At 38.0% G+C, this 19,693-nt stretch carries 19 protein-coding genes; 15 read left to right on the top strand and 4 right to left on the bottom strand.

Annotated features, from left to right (window positions below; all coding sequences use genetic code 11):
* Positions 1–196: 196 nt before the first annotated feature.
* Both BUB03_RS19675 and fusA read right to left on the bottom strand, forming a co-directional pair.
* Complete coding sequence (locus tag BUB03_RS19675; protein WP_073066356.1) at positions 197–1,729, bottom strand: SulP family inorganic anion transporter; 1,533 nt, start codon at positions 1,727–1,729, stop codon at positions 197–199.
* 363 nt (positions 1,730–2,092) lie between these two features.
* Positions 2,093–4,159, bottom strand: coding sequence for an elongation factor G (gene fusA, locus BUB03_RS19680; protein ID WP_073066359.1), 2,067 nt, complete (start codon positions 4,157–4,159; stop codon positions 2,093–2,095).
* 501 nt (positions 4,160–4,660) lie between these two features.
* On the opposite strand from fusA, the gene BUB03_RS19685 reads away from it, so the two are divergent.
* From BUB03_RS19685 to BUB03_RS19725, 9 genes are all read left to right on the top strand, one after another.
* On the top strand, positions 4,661–5,329 hold the full coding sequence (locus BUB03_RS19685) for an HAD family hydrolase (protein ID WP_073066362.1): 669 nt from the start codon (positions 4,661–4,663) through the stop codon (positions 5,327–5,329).
* Positions 5,330–5,335: 6 nt separating this feature from the next.
* On the top strand, positions 5,336–6,160 hold the full coding sequence (locus tag BUB03_RS19690; protein WP_040996870.1) for a phosphoribosyltransferase family protein: 825 nt from the start codon (positions 5,336–5,338) through the stop codon (positions 6,158–6,160).
* Positions 6,150–6,707 (top strand): TerD family protein, encoded by a 558-nt coding sequence (locus tag BUB03_RS19695; RefSeq protein WP_040996868.1) that lies wholly within the window; start codon positions 6,150–6,152, stop codon positions 6,705–6,707. Before BUB03_RS19690 ends, BUB03_RS19695 begins: the two co-directional genes overlap by 11 nt.
* A gap of 2 nt (positions 6,708–6,709) precedes the next feature.
* Entirely contained in the window at positions 6,710–7,879 is a 1,170-nt protein-coding gene (locus BUB03_RS19700) for a toxic anion resistance protein (protein WP_175547520.1), read from the top strand.
* Positions 7,880–7,895: 16 nt separating this feature from the next.
* A complete protein-coding gene (locus BUB03_RS19705; RefSeq protein ID WP_139258933.1) occupies positions 7,896–8,843 on the top strand; it encodes a hypothetical protein in 948 nt (315 codons plus the stop codon).
* A gap of 100 nt (positions 8,844–8,943) precedes the next feature.
* The gene (locus BUB03_RS19710) at positions 8,944–9,552 is read left to right on the top strand and encodes a TerD family protein (RefSeq protein ID WP_040996865.1); all 609 of its coding nucleotides are present in this window, start codon (positions 8,944–8,946) and stop codon (positions 9,550–9,552) included.
* Between the two features lie 174 nt (positions 9,553–9,726).
* Entirely contained in the window at positions 9,727–10,767 is a 1,041-nt protein-coding gene (locus BUB03_RS19715) for a TerC/Alx family metal homeostasis membrane protein (RefSeq protein ID WP_040996863.1), read from the top strand.
* A gap of 157 nt (positions 10,768–10,924) precedes the next feature.
* Positions 10,925–11,452: a TetR/AcrR family transcriptional regulator gene (locus tag BUB03_RS19720; RefSeq protein ID WP_073066368.1), complete on the top strand. Its 528-nt coding sequence runs from the start codon at positions 10,925–10,927 to the stop codon at positions 11,450–11,452.
* A 3-nt stretch (positions 11,453–11,455) separates the two neighbouring features.
* Entirely contained in the window at positions 11,456–11,869 is a 414-nt protein-coding gene (locus BUB03_RS19725) for a nuclear transport factor 2 family protein (RefSeq protein ID WP_073066370.1), read from the top strand.
* A gap of 109 nt (positions 11,870–11,978) precedes the next feature.
* Here BUB03_RS19725 and BUB03_RS19730 read toward each other — a convergent pair whose 3' ends face one another.
* The gene (locus BUB03_RS19730; RefSeq protein ID WP_073066372.1) at positions 11,979–12,989 is read right to left on the bottom strand and encodes a catalase family protein; all 1,011 of its coding nucleotides are present in this window, start codon (positions 12,987–12,989) and stop codon (positions 11,979–11,981) included.
* A 283-nt stretch (positions 12,990–13,272) separates the two neighbouring features.
* Here BUB03_RS19730 and BUB03_RS19735 point away from each other — a divergent pair, with 283 nt between their 5' ends.
* The 5 genes from BUB03_RS19735 to BUB03_RS19755 all read left to right on the top strand — a co-directional run bounded on the left by BUB03_RS19735 (position 13,273) and on the right by BUB03_RS19755 (position 17,271).
* Complete coding sequence (locus tag BUB03_RS19735) at positions 13,273–13,707, top strand: FKBP-type peptidyl-prolyl cis-trans isomerase (protein ID WP_073066374.1); 435 nt, start codon at positions 13,273–13,275, stop codon at positions 13,705–13,707.
* A gap of 228 nt (positions 13,708–13,935) precedes the next feature.
* Positions 13,936–14,886 carry a hypothetical protein gene (locus BUB03_RS19740; protein WP_073066377.1) on the top strand — a complete coding sequence of 317 codons (951 nt, stop codon included), beginning with the start codon at positions 13,936–13,938 and terminating at the stop codon, positions 14,884–14,886.
* Between the two features lie 66 nt (positions 14,887–14,952).
* Complete coding sequence (locus tag BUB03_RS19745; RefSeq protein ID WP_040996854.1) at positions 14,953–15,363, top strand: Rrf2 family transcriptional regulator; 411 nt, start codon at positions 14,953–14,955, stop codon at positions 15,361–15,363.
* Positions 15,364–15,422: 59 nt separating this feature from the next.
* Positions 15,423–16,076: an NAD(P)-dependent oxidoreductase gene (locus tag BUB03_RS19750; protein ID WP_040996852.1), complete on the top strand. Its 654-nt coding sequence runs from the start codon at positions 15,423–15,425 to the stop codon at positions 16,074–16,076.
* A 19-nt stretch (positions 16,077–16,095) separates the two neighbouring features.
* Positions 16,096–17,271, top strand: coding sequence for an MBL fold metallo-hydrolase (locus BUB03_RS19755; protein WP_073066379.1), 1,176 nt, complete (start codon positions 16,096–16,098; stop codon positions 17,269–17,271).
* Positions 17,272–17,326: 55 nt separating this feature from the next.
* Here the strand turns inward: BUB03_RS19755 and BUB03_RS19760 are convergent, their stop codons facing one another.
* Entirely contained in the window at positions 17,327–18,361 is a 1,035-nt protein-coding gene (locus BUB03_RS19760) for a M23 family metallopeptidase (protein ID WP_083539020.1), read from the bottom strand.
* Between the two features lie 227 nt (positions 18,362–18,588).
* On the opposite strand from BUB03_RS19760, the gene BUB03_RS19765 reads away from it, so the two are divergent.
* Entirely contained in the window at positions 18,589–19,629 is a 1,041-nt protein-coding gene (locus BUB03_RS19765; protein WP_073066382.1) for an NAD(P)H-dependent glycerol-3-phosphate dehydrogenase, read from the top strand.
* Positions 19,630–19,693: the final 64 nt, after the last annotated feature.

Below are 19,693 nucleotides of genomic sequence, written 5' to 3' on the forward strand. Positions count from 1 at the left end.
CAAATTTAAATAAAAAATAGAAGTTATTTCCTAAAAATAAATAAAAAAAGTCTTCAAAAATAAAATTTAATTAAAATTTAACATATTAAATAAACGTATTGGTGAATTCTTATAAGCTGGAATAAGCAATATTGAAGGAGGTTTAAATAAAGTGAATAATATTAAAGAAAATCCACTTTTATTATTATGTTAAAAACTATTTAGGCATCACACGGTATGTAGGATCATCCTGAATATTTACTTCTATAAAACCACTGGCATTATCCAGAAGCTTAATGCAGTCGGGGCTTAAATGTTTAAGAATGACATGTTTATTCTGTGCCTTATATTTTTCAGTGATTTTTTTCAGGATTTCAATAGCCGACATATCTACCACACGGGATTCTTTAAAATCAATAATAATAGTCTGCGGGTCATTAGTGACGTCAAATTTATCGGCAAAAGCAGTTGTACTGCCAAAGAAAAGAGGTCCGTAAATTTCATAGACTTTATTACCCGCTTCATCTATTGTCTTTCTGGCTCTGATCCTTTTGGCACTGTCCCAGGAAAATACAAGGGCAGAAATAATAACTCCAATCAATACCGCCAATGCAAGATTATGGAGAATAATTGTGATGAGAGCAACAAGTATCCCTACGAATATATCCGATTTTGGCATTTTTGTAATGATGCGGAACGAAGCCCATTCAAAAGTGGTGATGGCTACCATCATCATTACTCCCACCAGCGCAGCCATTGGGATCTGCTCAATAATGGAGCTTCCGGCAAGGATAATAAAAAGGATCGTTAAAGCCCCGACAATAGCAGAAATTCTGGTTCTTGCGCCCGCCCCGATATTGACCAGCGTCTGGGCTACCATGGCGCAGCCACCCATTCCGCCAAAAAATCCGTTGGTAATATTGGCAATGCCCTGAGCTACCGCTTCTTTATCAGATTTGCCTTTTGTATTGGTGATCTCATCTACCATATTTAAAGTCAGTAAAGATTCTATCAATCCTACACCGGCCATTACTAAAGAATAAGGAAAAATAATTTTCAGGGTTTCCAGGGTGAAAGGAATTTCAGGAATATGAAAAGAAGGTAATGAACCACTTACTGAAGCAATATCTATCACTTTCTTGGTATCAACATGGAAAAAGTACACTATAGCAGAAACAATAATGATAGCCACCAAAGATGCTGGAACAGCCTTGGTTATCTTAGAAAAAATTAAGACGATCAAAATAGTAAGAGCTGTCAATCCTGCCATAATCATTAATGCTGAACCTTCCATCCATGTCGTAATACCATCCTTTACCACTTTAAACTGAGCTACCTGGGCCATAAAAATAATAACAGCAAGACCGTTTAAGAAACCATACATAACAGGTTGGGGAATGAGCCGCACAAATTTTCCAAGCTTAAAAGTTCCCACCAATATCTGAATCATTCCTCCAAGGATAATCGCTCCGAAAAGATACTGTACTCCGTGAGATGAAGCCAAAGCTATTAAAACAACAACTGTTGCACCCGCGCCACCGGAAACCATTCCCGGCCTGCCGCCAAAAACGGCAGTGACAATTCCCATTAAAAATGCAGCATATAAACCTGTAAGTGGAGATAGCCCGGCCAATATGGCAAATGACAAGGATTCAGGGATCATTGTCATGGCAACCGTTAAGCCCGCCAAAACCTCATTTTTAAGATTGATATTCCGCAATGATTGAAAACCAGATAATATGTTTTCCATAAACTATTGAGATATATAAAGGTGCGAAGATTAAAAATTAAGTGATTATGAAAGACAGATCCAAAACAGAAACTCCGGATATGAGGAAAAATATTCACCTTAGTACTTAAGGCGGTGTGATTTGCGAAAATGTAACTGCGAATCGTTTCATAGACTGCAAAGGTAGAAAAAATAAAACGAACCTTAAAAAGGATCGAAACGGGATAGAATTTTAAGAAAAGGAGAAGAAAAACGATGAAAAATATAGGATATAGACAGTTGTAAAAGATAAATCTGTGAATCAGTAAGATCAGCGAGAATATGAAAATTACTATTCGCAACAACCAAACAAGGACTGTAAAATCAATCTACAGCCCTTGTTTTTTAAGTTGTTAATGTACTTGCAATGAAATCAGGTACTAAAGCATAGTGCGCCAGTTTCATGCTGATCGAAGCCCTTCCGCTCGTAAGAGTTCTCAGATCGGAAATATATCCGAATGTAGACGCTAACGGAACTTCCGCAGCAAAAACTTTCCTTCCGGACTTTTCATCAATAGACAGAATAATCCCTCTTCTCCGGTTAATATCAGCGGTTACTGCGCCTGTATATTCTTCAATACTCTGGATCTCGACCTCCATCACAGGTTCCAGAAGCTTAGGACTGCATAAAACAGCTGCTGCTCTGAACCCATCCCGCGCAGCCATCTCAAAATCATAAGCCGCAGAATCCTGACTGTGGAAAGATCCGTCCAGAAGAGTGATCTTCAAACTTTCCAGAGGATAGCCTTTTAAAGGACCGTTCTCCATAGCTTCCCTGAATCCTTTTTCTACAGAAGGAATAAATTCGCCGGGAATAACGCCTCCTTTAATAAGATTGACGAATTCCAGTCCCATTTCATTGTTTTCTCTTGGACCGATCTCAAAAGTGATATCTGCAAACTGTCCGTTCCCGCCGTTCTGTTTCGAAAGCTTTTCACGGTGGATCATAGCTTCAGTTAGAACCTCTCGGTAAGATACTTTAGGTTTCCCCTGATTGACTTCTATACCATGATTCAGACGCATTTTTTCCAGAGTTACCTCAAGATGAAGTTCGCCCAGGCCGCTCAATAACGTTTCTCCGGTTTGCCTGTCCCTTTCAACGACCAAAGAAGGATCTTCCTCCTGAATCTTGGCCAGAACCAAACCGAAAGATTTCTCGTCACTGTTTGTTTTAGGCTCAATCGAAACCCTGATCACAGGGGCAGGAATTGTAATCGCTTCCAGTAAAACAGGTTTCTCAACAGCTGATAGGGTATCTCCTGTTTTGGCATCTTTTATTCCTGTTAAAGCTACAATATCACCTGCTTTTCCTACCTCTATCGATAACGTTTTGTCCGACTGCATTTTAAGGATTCTCGAAATCCTGAAGCTTTCACCCGTTCTTGCATTCAGAACCGTATCTCCGGATTGTATCATACCGGAATAAATACGAAGCATAGCAAGCCTGCCCATGTGCTTGTCGATCACAACTTTAAAAATCAGTCCCGACAAAGATTCCATTTCATTTCTTGCCAATTCTACAGTTTCTCCCGTATGAGGATTTTCCCCCTGAATGTTTGAAAGCTCCTCCGGTGCGGGAAAATACGTTACTATAGCATCCAGAAGAGGTTGTACTCCTTTATTCTTGAAAGCTGAGCCGCAAAGAACAGGAACTGCTGCTCCGGATCTGCAGACTCTTTGTAATGCTTCACTGATCATTTCCTCAGTGACCTTCTTGTCGGAATCCATAAAAATCTCAAAGAAACTCTCATCATATTCTGCAAGGGTTTCCATAAGCTTCATTCTGTATTCATCCGTGTCAGCTTTAAGATCTTCAGGAATTTCCTTTTCAATAACAGTTTCCCCATTGTCATCCATCCAGTATAATGCTTTCTGCCTGATCAGGTCAATGACCCCTTCAAAATGGTCTTCCGCTCCGATAGGGATTTGAAGAGCCATAGGAACCGCATGAAGTTTCGTTTCAATTTCCCTGAGAACGGAAAAGAAATCAGCACCGATCCTATCCATTTTATTGATGAAGCATATCTTTGAGGTCCCATGTTTCTCAGCCTGGAACCAAACGTTTTCGGTTTGTGGCTGCACACCTGAAGAGGCACAGAAAACAGCAACAACACTATCCAGAATCCTTAAAGAACGCTCGACTTCTACTGCGAAATCGATGTGTCCAGGCGTATCAATGATATTGATGTTATAAACCGTTTCTCCCTTTTTCCATTGTGTAGATACAGCAGCAGATGAGATGGTAATTCCCCTGCTTCTTTCCTGGATATCTTTATCCATGGTAGTATTTCCATCGTCTACATTTCCGATCTTATGGATGAGGCCTGTGTAATAAAGAAGCCTTTCTGTTAAAGTAGTTTTTCCTGCGTCTACATGGGCAATAATTCCTATGTTTCTTGTGTTATATTTCATTTTGCTGAATTTAAATTGTTGATTTTTAAGAATACAAATGCGTATTCTCTCTGTTTGAAATCTGAAAATAAGGCAGCAAAAAAGACCCATCTGAATAGATAGGCCTTCAATATATTTTTTGTAATGTAAAATCTAAGGAACTATTCAGATAAATATTTAGTGCTGCCAGAGTACACAGCTCTCACAGGGTTACTTAAAGTTATTATATTTATCATTGTTGTTGACATTTTTGATTTTTAATCAGGTGCAAAATTAGATATTTTTTTTAATTATCAAAATTTTTTCGGATTAATTGAATTTAAACTAATAATGAAGTCTTGTTTAAATGACAGGAAAATCACAGTCAAAATTCATAAAAATTTCTTAAAACAGAGAAGTACATAATGCATTTATGAGAAAAATTTTATCTTTGGGAAGAATAGCCTATTAAACACTTGTTGATGATTAAATAATTTTAAATCTTTTTCAAGAAAGCTAAATAAAACTTTTAACTTAAAACTATTGAAAACGGATATCGACATTCATAACCACTGTCATTTTTCTTTTGACTTGTGGCTCACCCTAATCAAATCTCATCCTGAATTTAAAACAAAAAGAGTTGAGCTGTTCACCTCGTTTTTTAATATTGATAAGCCTATTGATGAAGTTGCGAAAACCGTAAAATATTATGATGATCTTTGCAATACGATCAATGAGGTAACTGGAGGGAATATCGATACATTTGAGATCTACTTAATGATTCTGAATGCGCTGAATGTAGATGTAAAACAATTAGATAATAAAAAACTGGACTCATTTTATCAGAAAAGTGAAGAACTGTTTTTAGAATATAAACCGGTTGTCATTTTCGAAAACATAAAAGAATTTCTCGATCAGATTAAAAATCAGGGAAAAACCATTAATATTTTAAGCAATACAGGATTTATCAAAGGAAGAACGATGCGGAAATTTTTGATCCAGGAAGAGCTGGATCAGTACATAGATTTTCACATTTATTCTGACGAGATCAATATTTCCAAACCGAATCCCCTTATTTTTCAGGAAGTAAAAAATAATCTTAAAGATCAGGAACTTCCGATGCACCGTATTCTTCATATCGGAGACAATCCGGTGGCAGACTACAGGGGCGCAAAGGATTTCGGTTTCAGTGCACACCTGCTAAAACACTAATATATTATGAACAAAAGATACAGCTTACACCACATTCATTCGGCGGATGAGTTCACATTCTCACCTGCGGAATACAGTTATTTTAAGTATGGCGCTAAGTCGTATGCTGAAAAATTTGCCAAAGAATTATTCGATGGATTTATTGCCGGGCATGCAGAACTTTTAAACACAGAAAAAGAAATTGTGGTTCTGCCAAGTCCCTATATGGCCATTCCGACAGCCTCTAATTTCTTATGCTTTTTCTTTAAAAAGCATCTGGATATGTATCTCTTTCAAAAAGGGAGAAAATCCAGTGTTTTATCAAAAATTAATAGAAATCATACCTATATCACAGATTACGGGAATCTTAACTTTGAAGACCGTAAAAATCTGATTGCCAATGATACATATTATATAGACAAAGACTTTTTACGCGGAAAACTTTGTATTTTTATAGACGATATTAAAATCACGGGAAGTCACGAATTTACGGTGAACAGGATTTTGGATGAATACAATGTGGAGGCCGATTTTATGTTCCTCTATTATGCGGAACTGATGAATTTTGATCTTGACCCGAAGATTGAAAACTTTTTCAATTATTATGCTGTAAAAAATATAAAACACATCGCAGAAGTAATGGAGAAGCCCGATTTCGAATTTAATACAAGGATCGTAAAATATATTTTAGGCCTGGATTCAAGTAATTTTGACTATCTTACGTCTAAAGTAAAAAAAGAGCAGATGGATCTGCTTCTGGAGCTGGCAATCAGCAATAATTATCATTTAATAAAAGAATATAAAAATAACATCAATACTTTAACACAAACGGAACTATATTATGGCTATTAACTTACAAAAAGGACAAAGAGAAAACATTAACGCACCTAAATTTACTGTAGGTTTAGGATGGGATATCAATAATACTTCTACAGGAACGGCATTTGATCTTGATGCTTCTTTATTTTTATTGGGAAGCGACAAAAAATTAGTTTCAGACGAGCATTTTATTTTTTATAATAACCTGGAGTCACCGGATAAATCTGTGATCCACACAGGAGACAACCTTACCGGTGAAGGTTCAGGAGATGACGAGCAGATCAAAATAGACCTTACAAAAATAGATTCAGCAATTCAGGAGATTACCGTTGTGGTAACGATCCACGATGCTGATGCGAGAAAACAGAACTTCGGGCAGGTAAGAAACTCTTTCATCAGAATTTTTAATTCAGATACCAATGAGGAAATCCTGAAGTACGAACTGGATGAAGATTTCTCTATTGAAACAGCTGTGGAATTCGGAAGAATCTACAACAGAAACGGAGAATGGAAATTTGAAGCTGTTGGGGCCGGCCAGAGAGAAGGTCTCGAAAAATTTGTATCAATTTATCAGAAGTAATTATGGACAATCAGGATAATCAGCCCATAGATCCGATGGGATCAATTGAGCCCCTTAAAACATTTGAACCCACACCAATGACTCCTCCGGGCCAGCCTGCACAAAATGCAGCACCTCCGGTTCTTGTAGACAAGGAAGGAAATGTAAATCTGGCTCATTTACCGTCAGATGAAAGACAGAAATACGAGCTTCTGGCCAATTCTATCGATGAAACCAATCCCGGTTCCATCGTGAATTATGGTGCCGAGCTTCAGAAAACCTTGTCCAACCAGAGTGACAGCTTTTTAGGAAATGTAAGAAGATCAAACTCAGGAGAAGTTGGCGCATTGATCAATGACCTTTTGGTAGAATTGAACTATGTAGACGTTGATGAGCTTCAGCAGAATAAAGTGAAAAGCTTCCTGAGCAAAATCCCTTTTATGAAAAAGGTCATGACGCAGGTGGAAAATCTTTTTGCAAAATATGACAAGATCATCAGTAATATAGATCAGATTGCCCATAAAGTGAATGCCGGAATCATTACGTCTACCAAAGACAATGCGGTTCTGCAAACCATCTTTGAAAGCAATGTGAATTCCATCAAGGCTATTGAAGAATTAGTGATCGCAGGAAATGTAAGAATGGAAAGAGCTGCCGGAGAACTGGCCCAAATGGAAGCTGCCCCGCAGAACTACCAGGATTACCAGATTGCAGATAAAAGAGATTTCATTGCGAGGTTAGACCGGAGAATGGCAGATCTTAAGGTAGTGCGTATCATCATGATGCAGTCGCTTCCACAGATCAGGCTGGTACAGAACAACAACGTTTCCATTGCAGAAAAAGCGCAAACGATCCTTACTACCACACTTCCGGTTTGGAAAAACCAGCTTTCACTGGCGGTGGCAATGTTCAGACAGCAGCAGAATATCGAGATCCAGCAGAAAGTATCATCTACTACAGAAGCGATCCTGAAGAAAAATGCAGAACGTCTTGGCCAGAATTCAGTGAATGTGGCAAGAGCGAACGAACAGACAATCGTATCCGTAGAAACATTGAGAGAAACCACTTCAATGCTGATCAATACACTGAATGAAGTGAAGCAGATCCAAAAGCAGGGAGCAGAAGGCAGAAGAAAACTGGATCAGGATCTTCAGACATTGGAGCACGAACTGAAAGCAAATGTCAGAAGCTAAATAACAGCATACCAAGGTGGGGGATGACGCAGCAACCATAATGTCTCAGAGCAAAAGAAGATTAACCAAGCTTAAACTTCTTGCTAATTTTTTTGAACATATTGATATCATATCTATTTACATCAAAACAGATATTATCCACAGTTTGTTTCAGGAAAATAAAACACTGGACTATAGCAAGCTGGAACTTTTTCACCTGCAGTATACCGACAGCCTCATTGAACTTCTGACCAAAATAAAGCGTCAGAAAGAAAATGATATGCTGACTGTTATTAACGAAATTGATGTTAATACAAAATATATTGAAAGCTTTGAGGAAAGGAGAGTAGATAGTTTTCAGACCGACCGGAAGATGTACAGCGGTATATTTTCCCAACATCTGAAAACACTCTACAAAGACCTTACAGAAGATATTTTTACAGCGGACTGGAATAATGTCCTGTATTTCCATAAGAAATACGGCCAGGAATTCTACAGAACGGGAGCAGATGAAGAACAGCTTAAGCCTAAACCTTTTCCGGCGTATCAGTATAAAGATTATACAATAGAAAGGAAGCTTTTGGGAAGGCTGAACATTCAGGGCTTCAAAGTACGTTTTATCTGCGGCTACCTGATCGGAACGTTCGAATATGAGCTCTTTAAAATCTTCCAGTCCGATGACTATTTTATTTTCGGGGTGGATGACAAAAAGCTTTATCTGTTTGACGGTAAACTGGAAAAACTGGATATTTCAGAAAACCAGTCCAACCAGAGTTCAATTATCAATCAGCTCAGAACAAAGAATGAGCTGCTTGAAAACTCGATCAACGAAAGAAAGCGTACGATGCCCGCAGAAGTGGAAAATGTGCTGAAAGATTATCTTAAAAGCCTCGAAAATATAGATATTATGAGCAAAATATTCGCATTCGATGAAGAAACAAACATCCTGCGGGCAATGCTTAATTTGAATTTAAATAATAATTAATGAGAAGAAGGCAAAGAAAGCTTATGAGCAAAGAAAAAACGATTTATTAAGCTTTACAAGCTTCCTTCCAAAATAAACAACAATACTAAACATACAAAATATGGCTATTAACTTACAAAAAGGTCAGAGAATTAACCTGAAAAAGGAAAACGGTGCCGAACTTACCCAAGCTTGTGTAGGAATCAACTGGGGAGCAATTGAGAAAAAAGGATTTTTCGGAACTAAAAAAGAAGCAGTAGACTTAGACGGAAGCTGTATTTTATATGACTCCAACAAAAACGTTACAGAAGTAATCTATTTCGGAAACCTGAAATCAAAAAACGGTTCTGTAAGACATAGCGGAGACGACCTTACGGGTGATGTAAACGGAGATGATGGATTGGATAACGAAGTGATCACAGTAGATTTCAGCCAGCTGGAACCGAATGTGGAACACGTTGCTCTAGTACTGAACAGCTACCAGGGACAGGATTTCGGAACCATTCCTTTTGCTTCCATCCGTATTTATGAAGGAACACCTACCAACGTAAGAGAGGTTTTCGCGAAATACGATATTGCCAATGATGCTTCATTCAAAGGACATGTAGCGATGGTTATGGGAGTTTTCTACAAGAGAAACGGCGAATGGAAATTCAATGCCATCGGAGATCCTACATCAGACAGAAAACTGGAACAGACCATCCAGACGGTTCAGGCCAACTATTTATAGTCAATAGCTGATCAGTAAAGATGCGTTTTGGCTCATTCGGAAAAAAAGAATAATTTTATAAGCTTGAGCTAAAATTTATTGATCTATTGATATCAACATAAAAACATTAAAAATTAGCAATATTTGTGCATACCGTACATCTATTGCTTTTATCATATAATAACATAAACTGAAGTGGAACATCAAAGTATTTTAGAATTGCACCCGGGCTTGGTGTGGGGATTTGCGGTAACGGTTGTTATCATGCTGCTCCTGGATTTAGGAGTATTCAACAAAAAAAGCCATGAAGTATCGTCCAAAGAAGCTACCATCTGGTCTATCGTATGGATTTCATTATCCATGGTATTTTCCGGAGTAGTATACTGGGTTTTCAACACAGACGGAACGCCTGAAAGTCATGCACTGGCCGTAGAGAAATTTACGCAGTATCAGGCAGCCTACTGGATTGAAAAGGCCCTTTCTGTGGATAACTTATTTGTATTTATCCTTGTTTTCGGGTTCTTTAAAGTTCCGAAATACCTTCATCACAAAGTTCTCTTCTGGGGAATTATCGGAGCGTTGATCTTCAGGGCGATATTTATCTTTGCAGGAGTAGGGTTGATTAACCTGACCTATCTTCCTGAAATGAATATTTTCGGTCATCCCGTACAAATCAATGTGGTAATGACCCTGTTCGGTCTGTTCCTTGTCTATGCCGGGATCAAATCTTGGGGCGACGGCGATGGCGATGATGATGAAGATTACAGTGATACTGCAGGGGCAAGACTGATCAAAAGTTTCTGGAAAGTTTCCGACAATTATGATGGTGATAAATTCTTCACGATTCAAAACGGGATCAAGATGGCGACGCCACTTTTAGTAGTGGTTGGGGTAATCGAATTTACGGACGTTCTTTTCGCAGTAGATTCCATTCCGGCAATTTTTGCAATTTCTAATGACCCGTTCATTCTTTATACATCCAATATTTTCGCAATCCTGGGATTAAGATCTCTTTATTTCCTGTTGGCGAATTTCATCCATATGTTCAGCAAACTTCCTTACGGATTGGCAATTATCCTTTCATTTATCGGGGTAAAAATGCTGATTGCACCGTGGATTCATATTCCGTCCCCAATTTCATTGGGAATTGTAGGAGGAGTTTTAGTGATCTCCGTTCTTCTGTCCATTATCTTCCCTGAAAAAGAAGAAGAGGAAAAAGAAAAATTAGAAGACTAAGAAAAAATTCTTTATTCAAAATAGATGCTCCTGAAATATGACTTTCAGGAGCTTTTTTTATTTTGGATTGCTTAAAATAAAATTTATCAAAAAAATAAACAGACCAGTCTGTCTATATTAAAATTTTCTTGTACATTTGTGGTATAAATTAGGAAGAATGAAATCTCCAAGAGAAAGAATACTGCAAATAACCTTTGATCTGTTTGGACGTCAGGGCTATAATTCTACAGGAATCAACCAGATTATTTCGGAAGCAGCAGTGGCCAAAGCAAGCTTTTACCAGCATTTCAAATCCAAAGAAGACCTTTGCGCAGAATTTCTAAATGTAAGACATCAATATTGGTTCAATGAGCTGAATCTTTTTTGTGCTGATGAAGAAAATCTAAAGCAGCGAATTCTGAAATCTTTCGATTTTCTTATTTATATGAATCAGAAAGAAAATTTCCGGGGCTGCAGTTTTCTCAATATTTTATCTGAGATCCCAATGGATAATGTTAAAATTTTAAGCGTAATCCAACAACATAAAAAAGACCTCAGAAATTATTTCTTCCAGCTTTTGAAAGATGAAGAACTGTCTGATCATATCTATTTGCTTTTCGAAAGCAGTATCATCGAAAGCCAGCTTTTCAGATCCAATGATCTCATAGAGCGATCAAAAAAAATAATCAATAATCTAATTCCTTAAAAAATGGAACAGAAACACCCGCTTCCGCCTTTCACCCTTGAAACGGCAATAGAAAAAATACAGATGGCAGAAGATGCCTGGAACAGTCAGGACCCTGAAAAAGTATCCAAAGCTTATACGGCAGACAGTGAATGGAGAAACAGAGATACCTTCATTAAAGGAAGAGAAGAAATCGTTAGTTTCCTGCAGAAAAAATGGGAAAACGAGCTTCATTATCATCTTAAAAAAGAATACTGGGCCCATACGGACAACCGTATCGCCGTCCGCTTCGAATATGAATATCAGACCAGGGAAGGCAACTGGTTCAGAGCCTACGGAAATGAAAACTGGGAGTTTGATCCTAATGGACTTATGCAGAAAAGATATGCCAGCATCAATGATGTAGCGATTCAGGAAGAGGACAGAAAATTCAGGTAAAATTCCAATCTATGATTACAGATTAAGGTGAGCAGAAAACGACTCACCTTTTTATTTCTTTAAAATTTTACTGAATAAAATGGTTCATGGTCTTCGTTACTAAAGCTTCTTACTCATAGCTCTTTCCGTGAAGCAGCTTATTGATTTTCTTTCTGGTCTGCATGGAAACTTTATAAGCTTCATCCCGCAGTTTCTGGATCTTTCCGACTGGCTGGAAAAAAATCTTGCTTTCGAAGGGATTAAATGACAATAATTCGTTCGTACAGCTGGCAGGATCCAGTAATGAGCCTTTATTAATTTTCACCTCCCCGATCTTAATGTAAGGCGAATTTTTCCATTCTACATTAAGCCTGTTAATGGGTTGGTTTTTCAGGTCATAGCAGAATTGGATTAGAACCTCTGCCGTATAATCATTTTCCTGGAAATAACTTTTCAAAGCATCTTTTATCTTTAATTTACGTCCGAATTTTTTGTTTACGGACACCGGGACCAGCTTTATTTTAATCATATTTTCCCCAAGCCGGTAAGCGCCTACAGAGTGATAATCGAAAGACAGGATAAAATCGTTCCTTTTGCTCAGGATTTTCAATACATTTTTAACAAAAGACAGAGAAAAGGTGGCAGGGATTATTTTAACAGCCTGAGAAACCAGTGAAAAAATACCGCTCCATCTTTTGGTATAAAAACGGTTTATTGCAGTAAAAAGCTTCAGAAAATGAGATACGGAATTCGTTGGAAATAAAGGAAAATTAACCAGTGGGAAATTCGCGATCAGGCCGCCGTTTTCATCTTTTACCTTTATGGCAAATCCATAAGCTGGAATATCCTTTTCAGTGTTTTTAATTTTCAGATGAGCATTCGAAAACCTGATGGTCAGGTCAAATTTTTCATTGTCAAAAAACGGAAGAAGTTCTTCAGGAATGTTCTGATCAATAAAAAAAGTACCATCAGCTGCAGCATACGTTTTAGCATGGGCATTTCTGGTGGCATAGTTGACATCGCTAATGGAAGATGACTGTTCTACGAAATCTGCAATAGACCTTTTATTGATTTCCAGAAGTTTTTTTTCCTCTTCATTAAGCTCATCAAATTTCTTATTATATTTTAGTGGTTGTGGCATTTAGTTTTTAAATCCAATTATAACGCCAAGTTTCGGAATCTGTGTTAACATAATATTAAAATTGTTTGAATTTTCATCAGATAGTGAAGTAATAATGCCAACCTGTACCCTAAACCATTGAATTCGCTTCCATTAGCCTAAACTCAAGAACTCAAGAACTCAATTAATCAAAACTTTAAACATAAAACTTTAAACACAAAACCTTAAACCCTAAACTCAAAACCCGCACCCGCAACTTACTCCCACAACTCAAAAACTCCTATCTTTGTAAAAAATATCAACAATGGGAGTAGCAGATATGTTATTTAAAAAGAAAAAAGAACTGGCAGAAAAGAACCTTAATGATGGTAAGGAATACATGGAAGAATATGGTAAAAGAGAAAGTGTGGTACAGCTTCCAAGCGGTTTGCAGTATGAGATCATTACCGAAGGCGAAGGTGCGAAACCGGGACCTAAATCTACTGTAAAATGCCACTATCACGGAACTACTATTTCCGGTAAAGTCTTCGACAGCTCTGTGAAAAGAGGAACTCCGGCATCTTTCCCTTTAAATAAAGTAATTAAGGGATGGACAGAAGCACTTCAGCTAATGCCTGTAGGAAGCAAATGGAGACTTATCATCCCTCCGCACTTAGCTTACGGGGATCAGCAGATCAGCAAAGAAATAGGCCCTAATTCTACGCTTGTTTTCGAAGTTGAATTATTGGATATAAAATAATCCGGCTTAAAAATAGCTTAAAAATTTACCTGAACTCAGGTAAATTTTTTTATTTATACTATATTCGTACAGATAATCGTAAAGCACGGTTGGGAACCAGTTTCCAATGTCTCTTTATAAACATGGTGTTTAAATTTATCATGATAAAACCTGGTATCTTAAAAAAGCACTCTAAAATCTTGCTCTTGCGATTACCTGAAACATTACACAAAGCAAAAATAAAACTGAATGAAAAAAATCGTTTACTTTTTGGTGGTATTCAGCCTGTTCACGTCCTGTGTTTCCAAAAAGAACCAGGCCATAAAGCAGAATATCCTTACCTTAAAGGACAGTTACTGTAAAGCCCCTTTTAAATATAACTACAGCAACAGAATTCCATCTTACAATTCAGACTCTATTTTGTTGGCCAATAAAGATTTGAGAGGAATGTTTTCCGATCAGAGTATTTTAATTCTGAATGCGCTGGATAATCTTGATGAGGTGCATCAGATCATTGAGCTTAAAAAAGATTCCTCTATAGCCTCACAGGTTAAAGTATTGCAGCTTAAAAGTAAAATCAACAGTAAAATTACCATTGCTCTCACTGAGCTGGATGCTGTGGCGGCAGAATTCGACTGTGAAGGGGAAAGAGTGACACAAATAGGAAACTATGTAGATAACCTTAATGACTCCAAAAATAATAAGCTGATTCTTCTTTCCATAGTAACAGGGGCTGCCGCATCCGTTGCAGGCGGAATTATACAGGATGGAGGATGGAGTAATGCCGTTGACATCAGTGGAGGAGTCCTGGGAGCTGGCTTTGGTCTTGCCACTCTTAATCCCAAAGGAAAGAAGGTAGAATTTATCCATCAGAGAAACCTGTTGAGAGATATCTGGAGGCAAAAACTGGAATCTCCTAATTTTCCGCCTTTCATCTGGTACATGTATACGGAGAAAAAATTTTCCAATAAAGAAAGACATTCCATTATCAGCAGCATGAAAGAAAGATGGCTTCATTACCAGTTTGATGATGACAAAACCGCTGCCGACCAATCCGTGATATTCAGTGACGGAGGTTTCTACAGGGCAGATGACCTCCATAACCGGGCTGCAATGCTGAACCAGATGCAGTCGGCAACACGAACCATTAACCAGAATATCAATTATCTGCTGCTGGATTTGGATAAATTAATTCTTTAAGAAAAAATTAACTGTAATAAAATTTGTTACATTTAAAAATTTTTATATCTTTGCCCTGTAATTACAATGAACAATACAAGATTTGCTACGGCAATACATATTATGACCTTATTGGCAAAAAGTCCTCAGGAGTGGCTCACTTCTGAATGGATAGCCGGTAGTATCAACATAAATCCCGCGATTGTCCGAAAAGAAATCAGCGTATTGAGGGAAGCTGGTCTTATTACCAGCAGACAGGGGAAAGAAGGAGGAAGCCAGCTTGGTAAAAGCGCAGAACAGATCAGTATTTCTGAAATCTACAGAGCGGTGAAGAATACTGAAGTTTTAGGCAAGAAAAATCAAAATCCTAATCCTGCCTGTAGTGTAGGGAAGGAGATTAATACTCATTTAAATACATTATTTGAAGAAACGGATCAATTGGTTACTCAATTTTTAGGTGATAAATCTCTGAAAGAGTTTTCCGAACAGTTTGAGTAAAATTTTTTAACCATAAATGTAACAGTTTTTATTACAATTTAATTTTAAAATAAAATATTATGAAAAAAGTAGCAGTAATCGGCGCAACAGGTTTTGTAGGAAGCAAAATCGTAAATGAATTAGCAGAAAGAGGATATGCAGTGGAAGCTTTGGTAAGAGATGCTTCCAAAGTAGAATCAAAAGAAAATGTAACAGCAAAAAGCGTTGATGTAAACAACACTGAAGAGCTTGCAGAAGCTTTAAAAGGAAATGATGCCGTGATCAGTGCCTTCAATGCGGGCTGGACGAACCCGAATCTTTATAATGATTTTCTGAACGGTTCCATCAATATTGAAAAGGCAGTAGAAAAATCAGGAGTGAAAAGGCTGATCGTAGTGGGAGGAGCCGGAAGCCTTTATACTCCGGACAACGTACAGATCGTAGATACTCCGGATTTCCCTGAAGCTTACAAGCCGGGAGCAACCGCAGCAAGAGACTATCTAAACAAAATCAAAGAAAATAATACCCTTGACTGGACCTTTTTCAGTCCTGCCATTGAAATGAACCAGGCGAATGTAGGAGAAAGAACAGGGAAATACAGAACCTCTCTGGAAACTCCTGTTTTTGACGAAAACGGAAGAAGCCGTCTTTCTGTAGAGGATGTAGCTGTAGTCCTGGCAGATGAACTGGAACAGAATAACCATATCCGTGAACGTTTTACAGCAGCTTATTAATTCACACAAAAAATCAACAATGTTAAAAAAGAAATTATTATCGTTGATGGCCATATTGGGTTTTGCAAGCTTGCTGTTGGCCGGAAACTTAAAGATCAAAGTTTATAATCCCGGTTCAAAAGCCATCTTTCCCATTACTTCCACCATTATTTATGGAGATAAGGATGCAATGCTGATCGATGCCCAGTTTCAGAAGCAGTATGCAGAACAGCTGGTAAAGGAAATTAAAGCCACAGGGAAAAACCTGAAAACAGTATTTATTTCCCACAGTGACCCGGATTTTTACTTTGGACTGGATGTCATCAAAAAGGCATTTCCAAATGTGAAAATCATTTCAACTGCACAGACTGCTTACCTTATATCTGCCTCGAAAGATGATAAAATGGCAGTTTGGAAACCACAACTGAAAGAAGATGCTCCGTCGGAAATCATTGTTCCTGAAGCTGTCAATGCAATTCCGGACCTGGAAGGGAATAAAATTGAAATAAAGCAGAATGCTGAAGATACAGCCCATAGTTTTGTGTGGATTCCATCACTGAAAACTGTTGCAGGAGGTATTTCCGTTTCCGTAGATTCACACATCTGGATGGCAGATACACAGAATGTGAAAGCCATTGATCAATGGTTAGCCCAGATTGATGCCATGAAAGCGCTGAAGCCTGAACAGGTAGTGCCTTCTCACTTTGCTAAATTATCTCTGTCTCCCCAGTCTCTTGATTTCGTCAGAAACTATCTGGAAAACTATAAAACAGCAGTGACTGAAAATAAAACATCTTCCGGGGTTGTAGATTTCATGGTTAAAAAATATCCTGATCTTCACGGAAAAGATGAACTGGCAATGGGAGCAAAAGTTTTCTTCGGAGAAATGGATTGGGACCTGAAGTCACCTTATCCGGCTATTGGAAATAAAGTGGAAGTTGATTTCGGAACACTTAAATTCGTTCTGGACTTTAAAGACAATAAGGAAATGTCTTTCACAGGAATTTCCGAAAACGTAAAAGGCCGCACGGATACCGTACAGTATACTGCCGTAGAAGTAGCAAAGAATGTCTTCATGGTGTACTGGCACGAACCCAAATTAGGCTCTAATGTTACCCATATTCAGGATTATAATAAAAATATAATCTATACCAATATTGCAGATCCAAACGGGACCTTTACCCATCTGAAAGGAACCTTAAAAATTCTGAAATAAATTGAATAATAAAGCAAAAACAAAAACTGCTGTCGATAAGACAGCAGTTTTTCTTTTATAAATTCATAAACAATTTCGGATTTACCGGAGTATTGTTTTTGTGTACTTCATAATGAAGGTGTGGTCCTGTAGAACGCCCGGAATTTCCGGATTTTGCAATAACCTGTCCTACCTTTACTTTATCATTTACTTTCGAAACCAATTGGGAAAGATGTCCGTATAGCGTAGCCAGTCCGTTTCCGTGAGAAACAATAACGCAGTTTCCGTAACCTCCCTTCTGCCCGGAAAAAATAACGGTTCCTGCAGCAGCAGCCCTTACATCTGATCCGTAAGCAACCGCAATGTCCAGACCTTTATGAAACTGCATCTGATCTGCCTCAGCAGGGGGATTGTTCTTTTCCATTGGAGCTTTAGCGGAAGTATTACCGGCAATAGTTTTCGTTGAGGTAGCAGCAGAGGATGGTTCAGGAGCCGAAGCAGAAGGAGCTGCTTTTGGGGTTACCATTACTTTTACTTCTCTTTTATTGCCATAGCTGTCAGTCAATTCTATGATTTTCTCAACAGGTTCAGCCTTTACTTCAGGTTTTGGAGCAGCAGCAACGGCTATTTTAGATTCAGCAGCGCCTGATTTTACAGAGGCAAATACGGTTTTAAATGGAATAGGATTTTTTCTGATGCCGAAATTAGAGGAAATATATCCATCAGTAGGCATTCCAAGAGGAACTTCCATCAGTTTTTTCTGCAGATTCATCAGATACTCGCTGTAGCGGTTGGCCTGCTTGGCAAGGTATATGGAATTCGAAATGCTGTCTTTACTGAGGACCATCAGCTTTTCATCGGTGATGTTTTTAGATCTCAGGAAAGAATTAAGCTCAGCAACAGTCTGGTCTACCATCGTAAGATCTGTTTTCATTTTTAGATAATCCACACTGTCTTTCTCAGTGTTGATCTTAACCAGGTTCACTTCATACATTTTGTCATCTTTTTCGGAAAATAACTTTGCGATAAAGACGGCCTGTGCAAAAACTACTAGCAAAAGCCCTCCCAGGAGAATATTCACGTTCTTCTTGCTGTTTAGAAATTTCTTCATATTTCTTCTCTTAGTATATTACAAAACGGTTTTAAGCGTGCAAATTTAATTAAAAATACTCTTTGTACGATATTTTTAGAGAAAACTTAGTTTTTTCTGTATTTAACGTATGATTAGATATTTAATTGTGTTCAAGTGTTAATTTTTTCAGAAAATGGTTTTTATCATAGGCTCAAAAGTCCTTGTTCCGTCTTTGTTTTAATATATTTGCAGTTCACATTCCAATTATGGCTAAAAAGAAAATAATTTCAGAATCTTCTCATCCAAAAAAGAATAAAAACGAGGTTTCTGTAGGAGTAGTAGGAAGCGGAAGTTTTGCAACCGCTATCGTAAAAATGCTTGTTGAAAACTGTAAAACGGTGCACTGGTGTGTAAGAAATGAATTCGTAAAAGGAGCTATTGAACTTCGCGGGCACAACCCATCCTATCTTACGGCAGTTAATTTCAATCTTAAAAGTCTGAAACTTACCACAGATATCAATGAACTTGTAAGTGCCTGTAATGTGATCGTATTGGCGACACCATCCATTTATCTTTCGGATACTATGGATAAAATGACCTGTGAATACGGAGACAAGATCTTTGTGTCTGCTATTAAAGGAATCATTCCCAAAGTAAACGATGTAGTAGCCCATTACCTGAGAGACGAATTTAAAATAGGTTTCAGAAACCAGGCGGTTATTGCTGGGCCATGCCACGCCGAGGAAGTGGCTATGGAAAGGCTTTCTTACCTTACAGTAGCTGCGGCGGAAGATGAAACTGCTGAGAAACTGGAAAAAATTTTCAGCTCAGATTTTATCAAAGTGCATTCCAGTAAGGACATCTTAGGAAATGAGTACAGCGCAATCCTTAAAAATATTTTTGCCATAGGTGCCGGAATTGCAAGTGGATTGGGCTATGGAGATAACTTCACCGCTGTTTTTGTTTCCAATGCGATCCGTGAAATGGAAATCTTCCTTGAAGCTGTATATGAAGCCCCGAGAGATGTTAATGAAAGTGCTTACCTAGGGGATCTTCTGGTAACGGCATATTCCCTTTTCTCAAGAAACCGGAGCTTAGGAAACCTAATCGGGAAAGGCTACACCGTAAAATCTGCAATCCAGTCCATGAATATGGTGGCAGAAGGATATTATGCAGCAGATTCCATCTACAAAACGGCAAAGCAGAAAAATCTTAAACTGCCAATTATCGATACCGTTTATGCCATTCTTTACGAAGGAAAAAATGCGGAGAAACAGTTCAAAAAACTGACTGCTAAATTAAATTAAAGAAAAATTTTATTCAAACTTTATATTGAATGATAAAAATACAGCTTAAGCCTTCCGGGTTTAA

It is taken from the genome of Chryseobacterium oranimense, from assembly GCF_900129755.1.
In the GTDB taxonomy this organism is placed as follows: domain Bacteria; phylum Bacteroidota; class Bacteroidia; order Flavobacteriales; family Weeksellaceae; genus Chryseobacterium; species Chryseobacterium oranimense.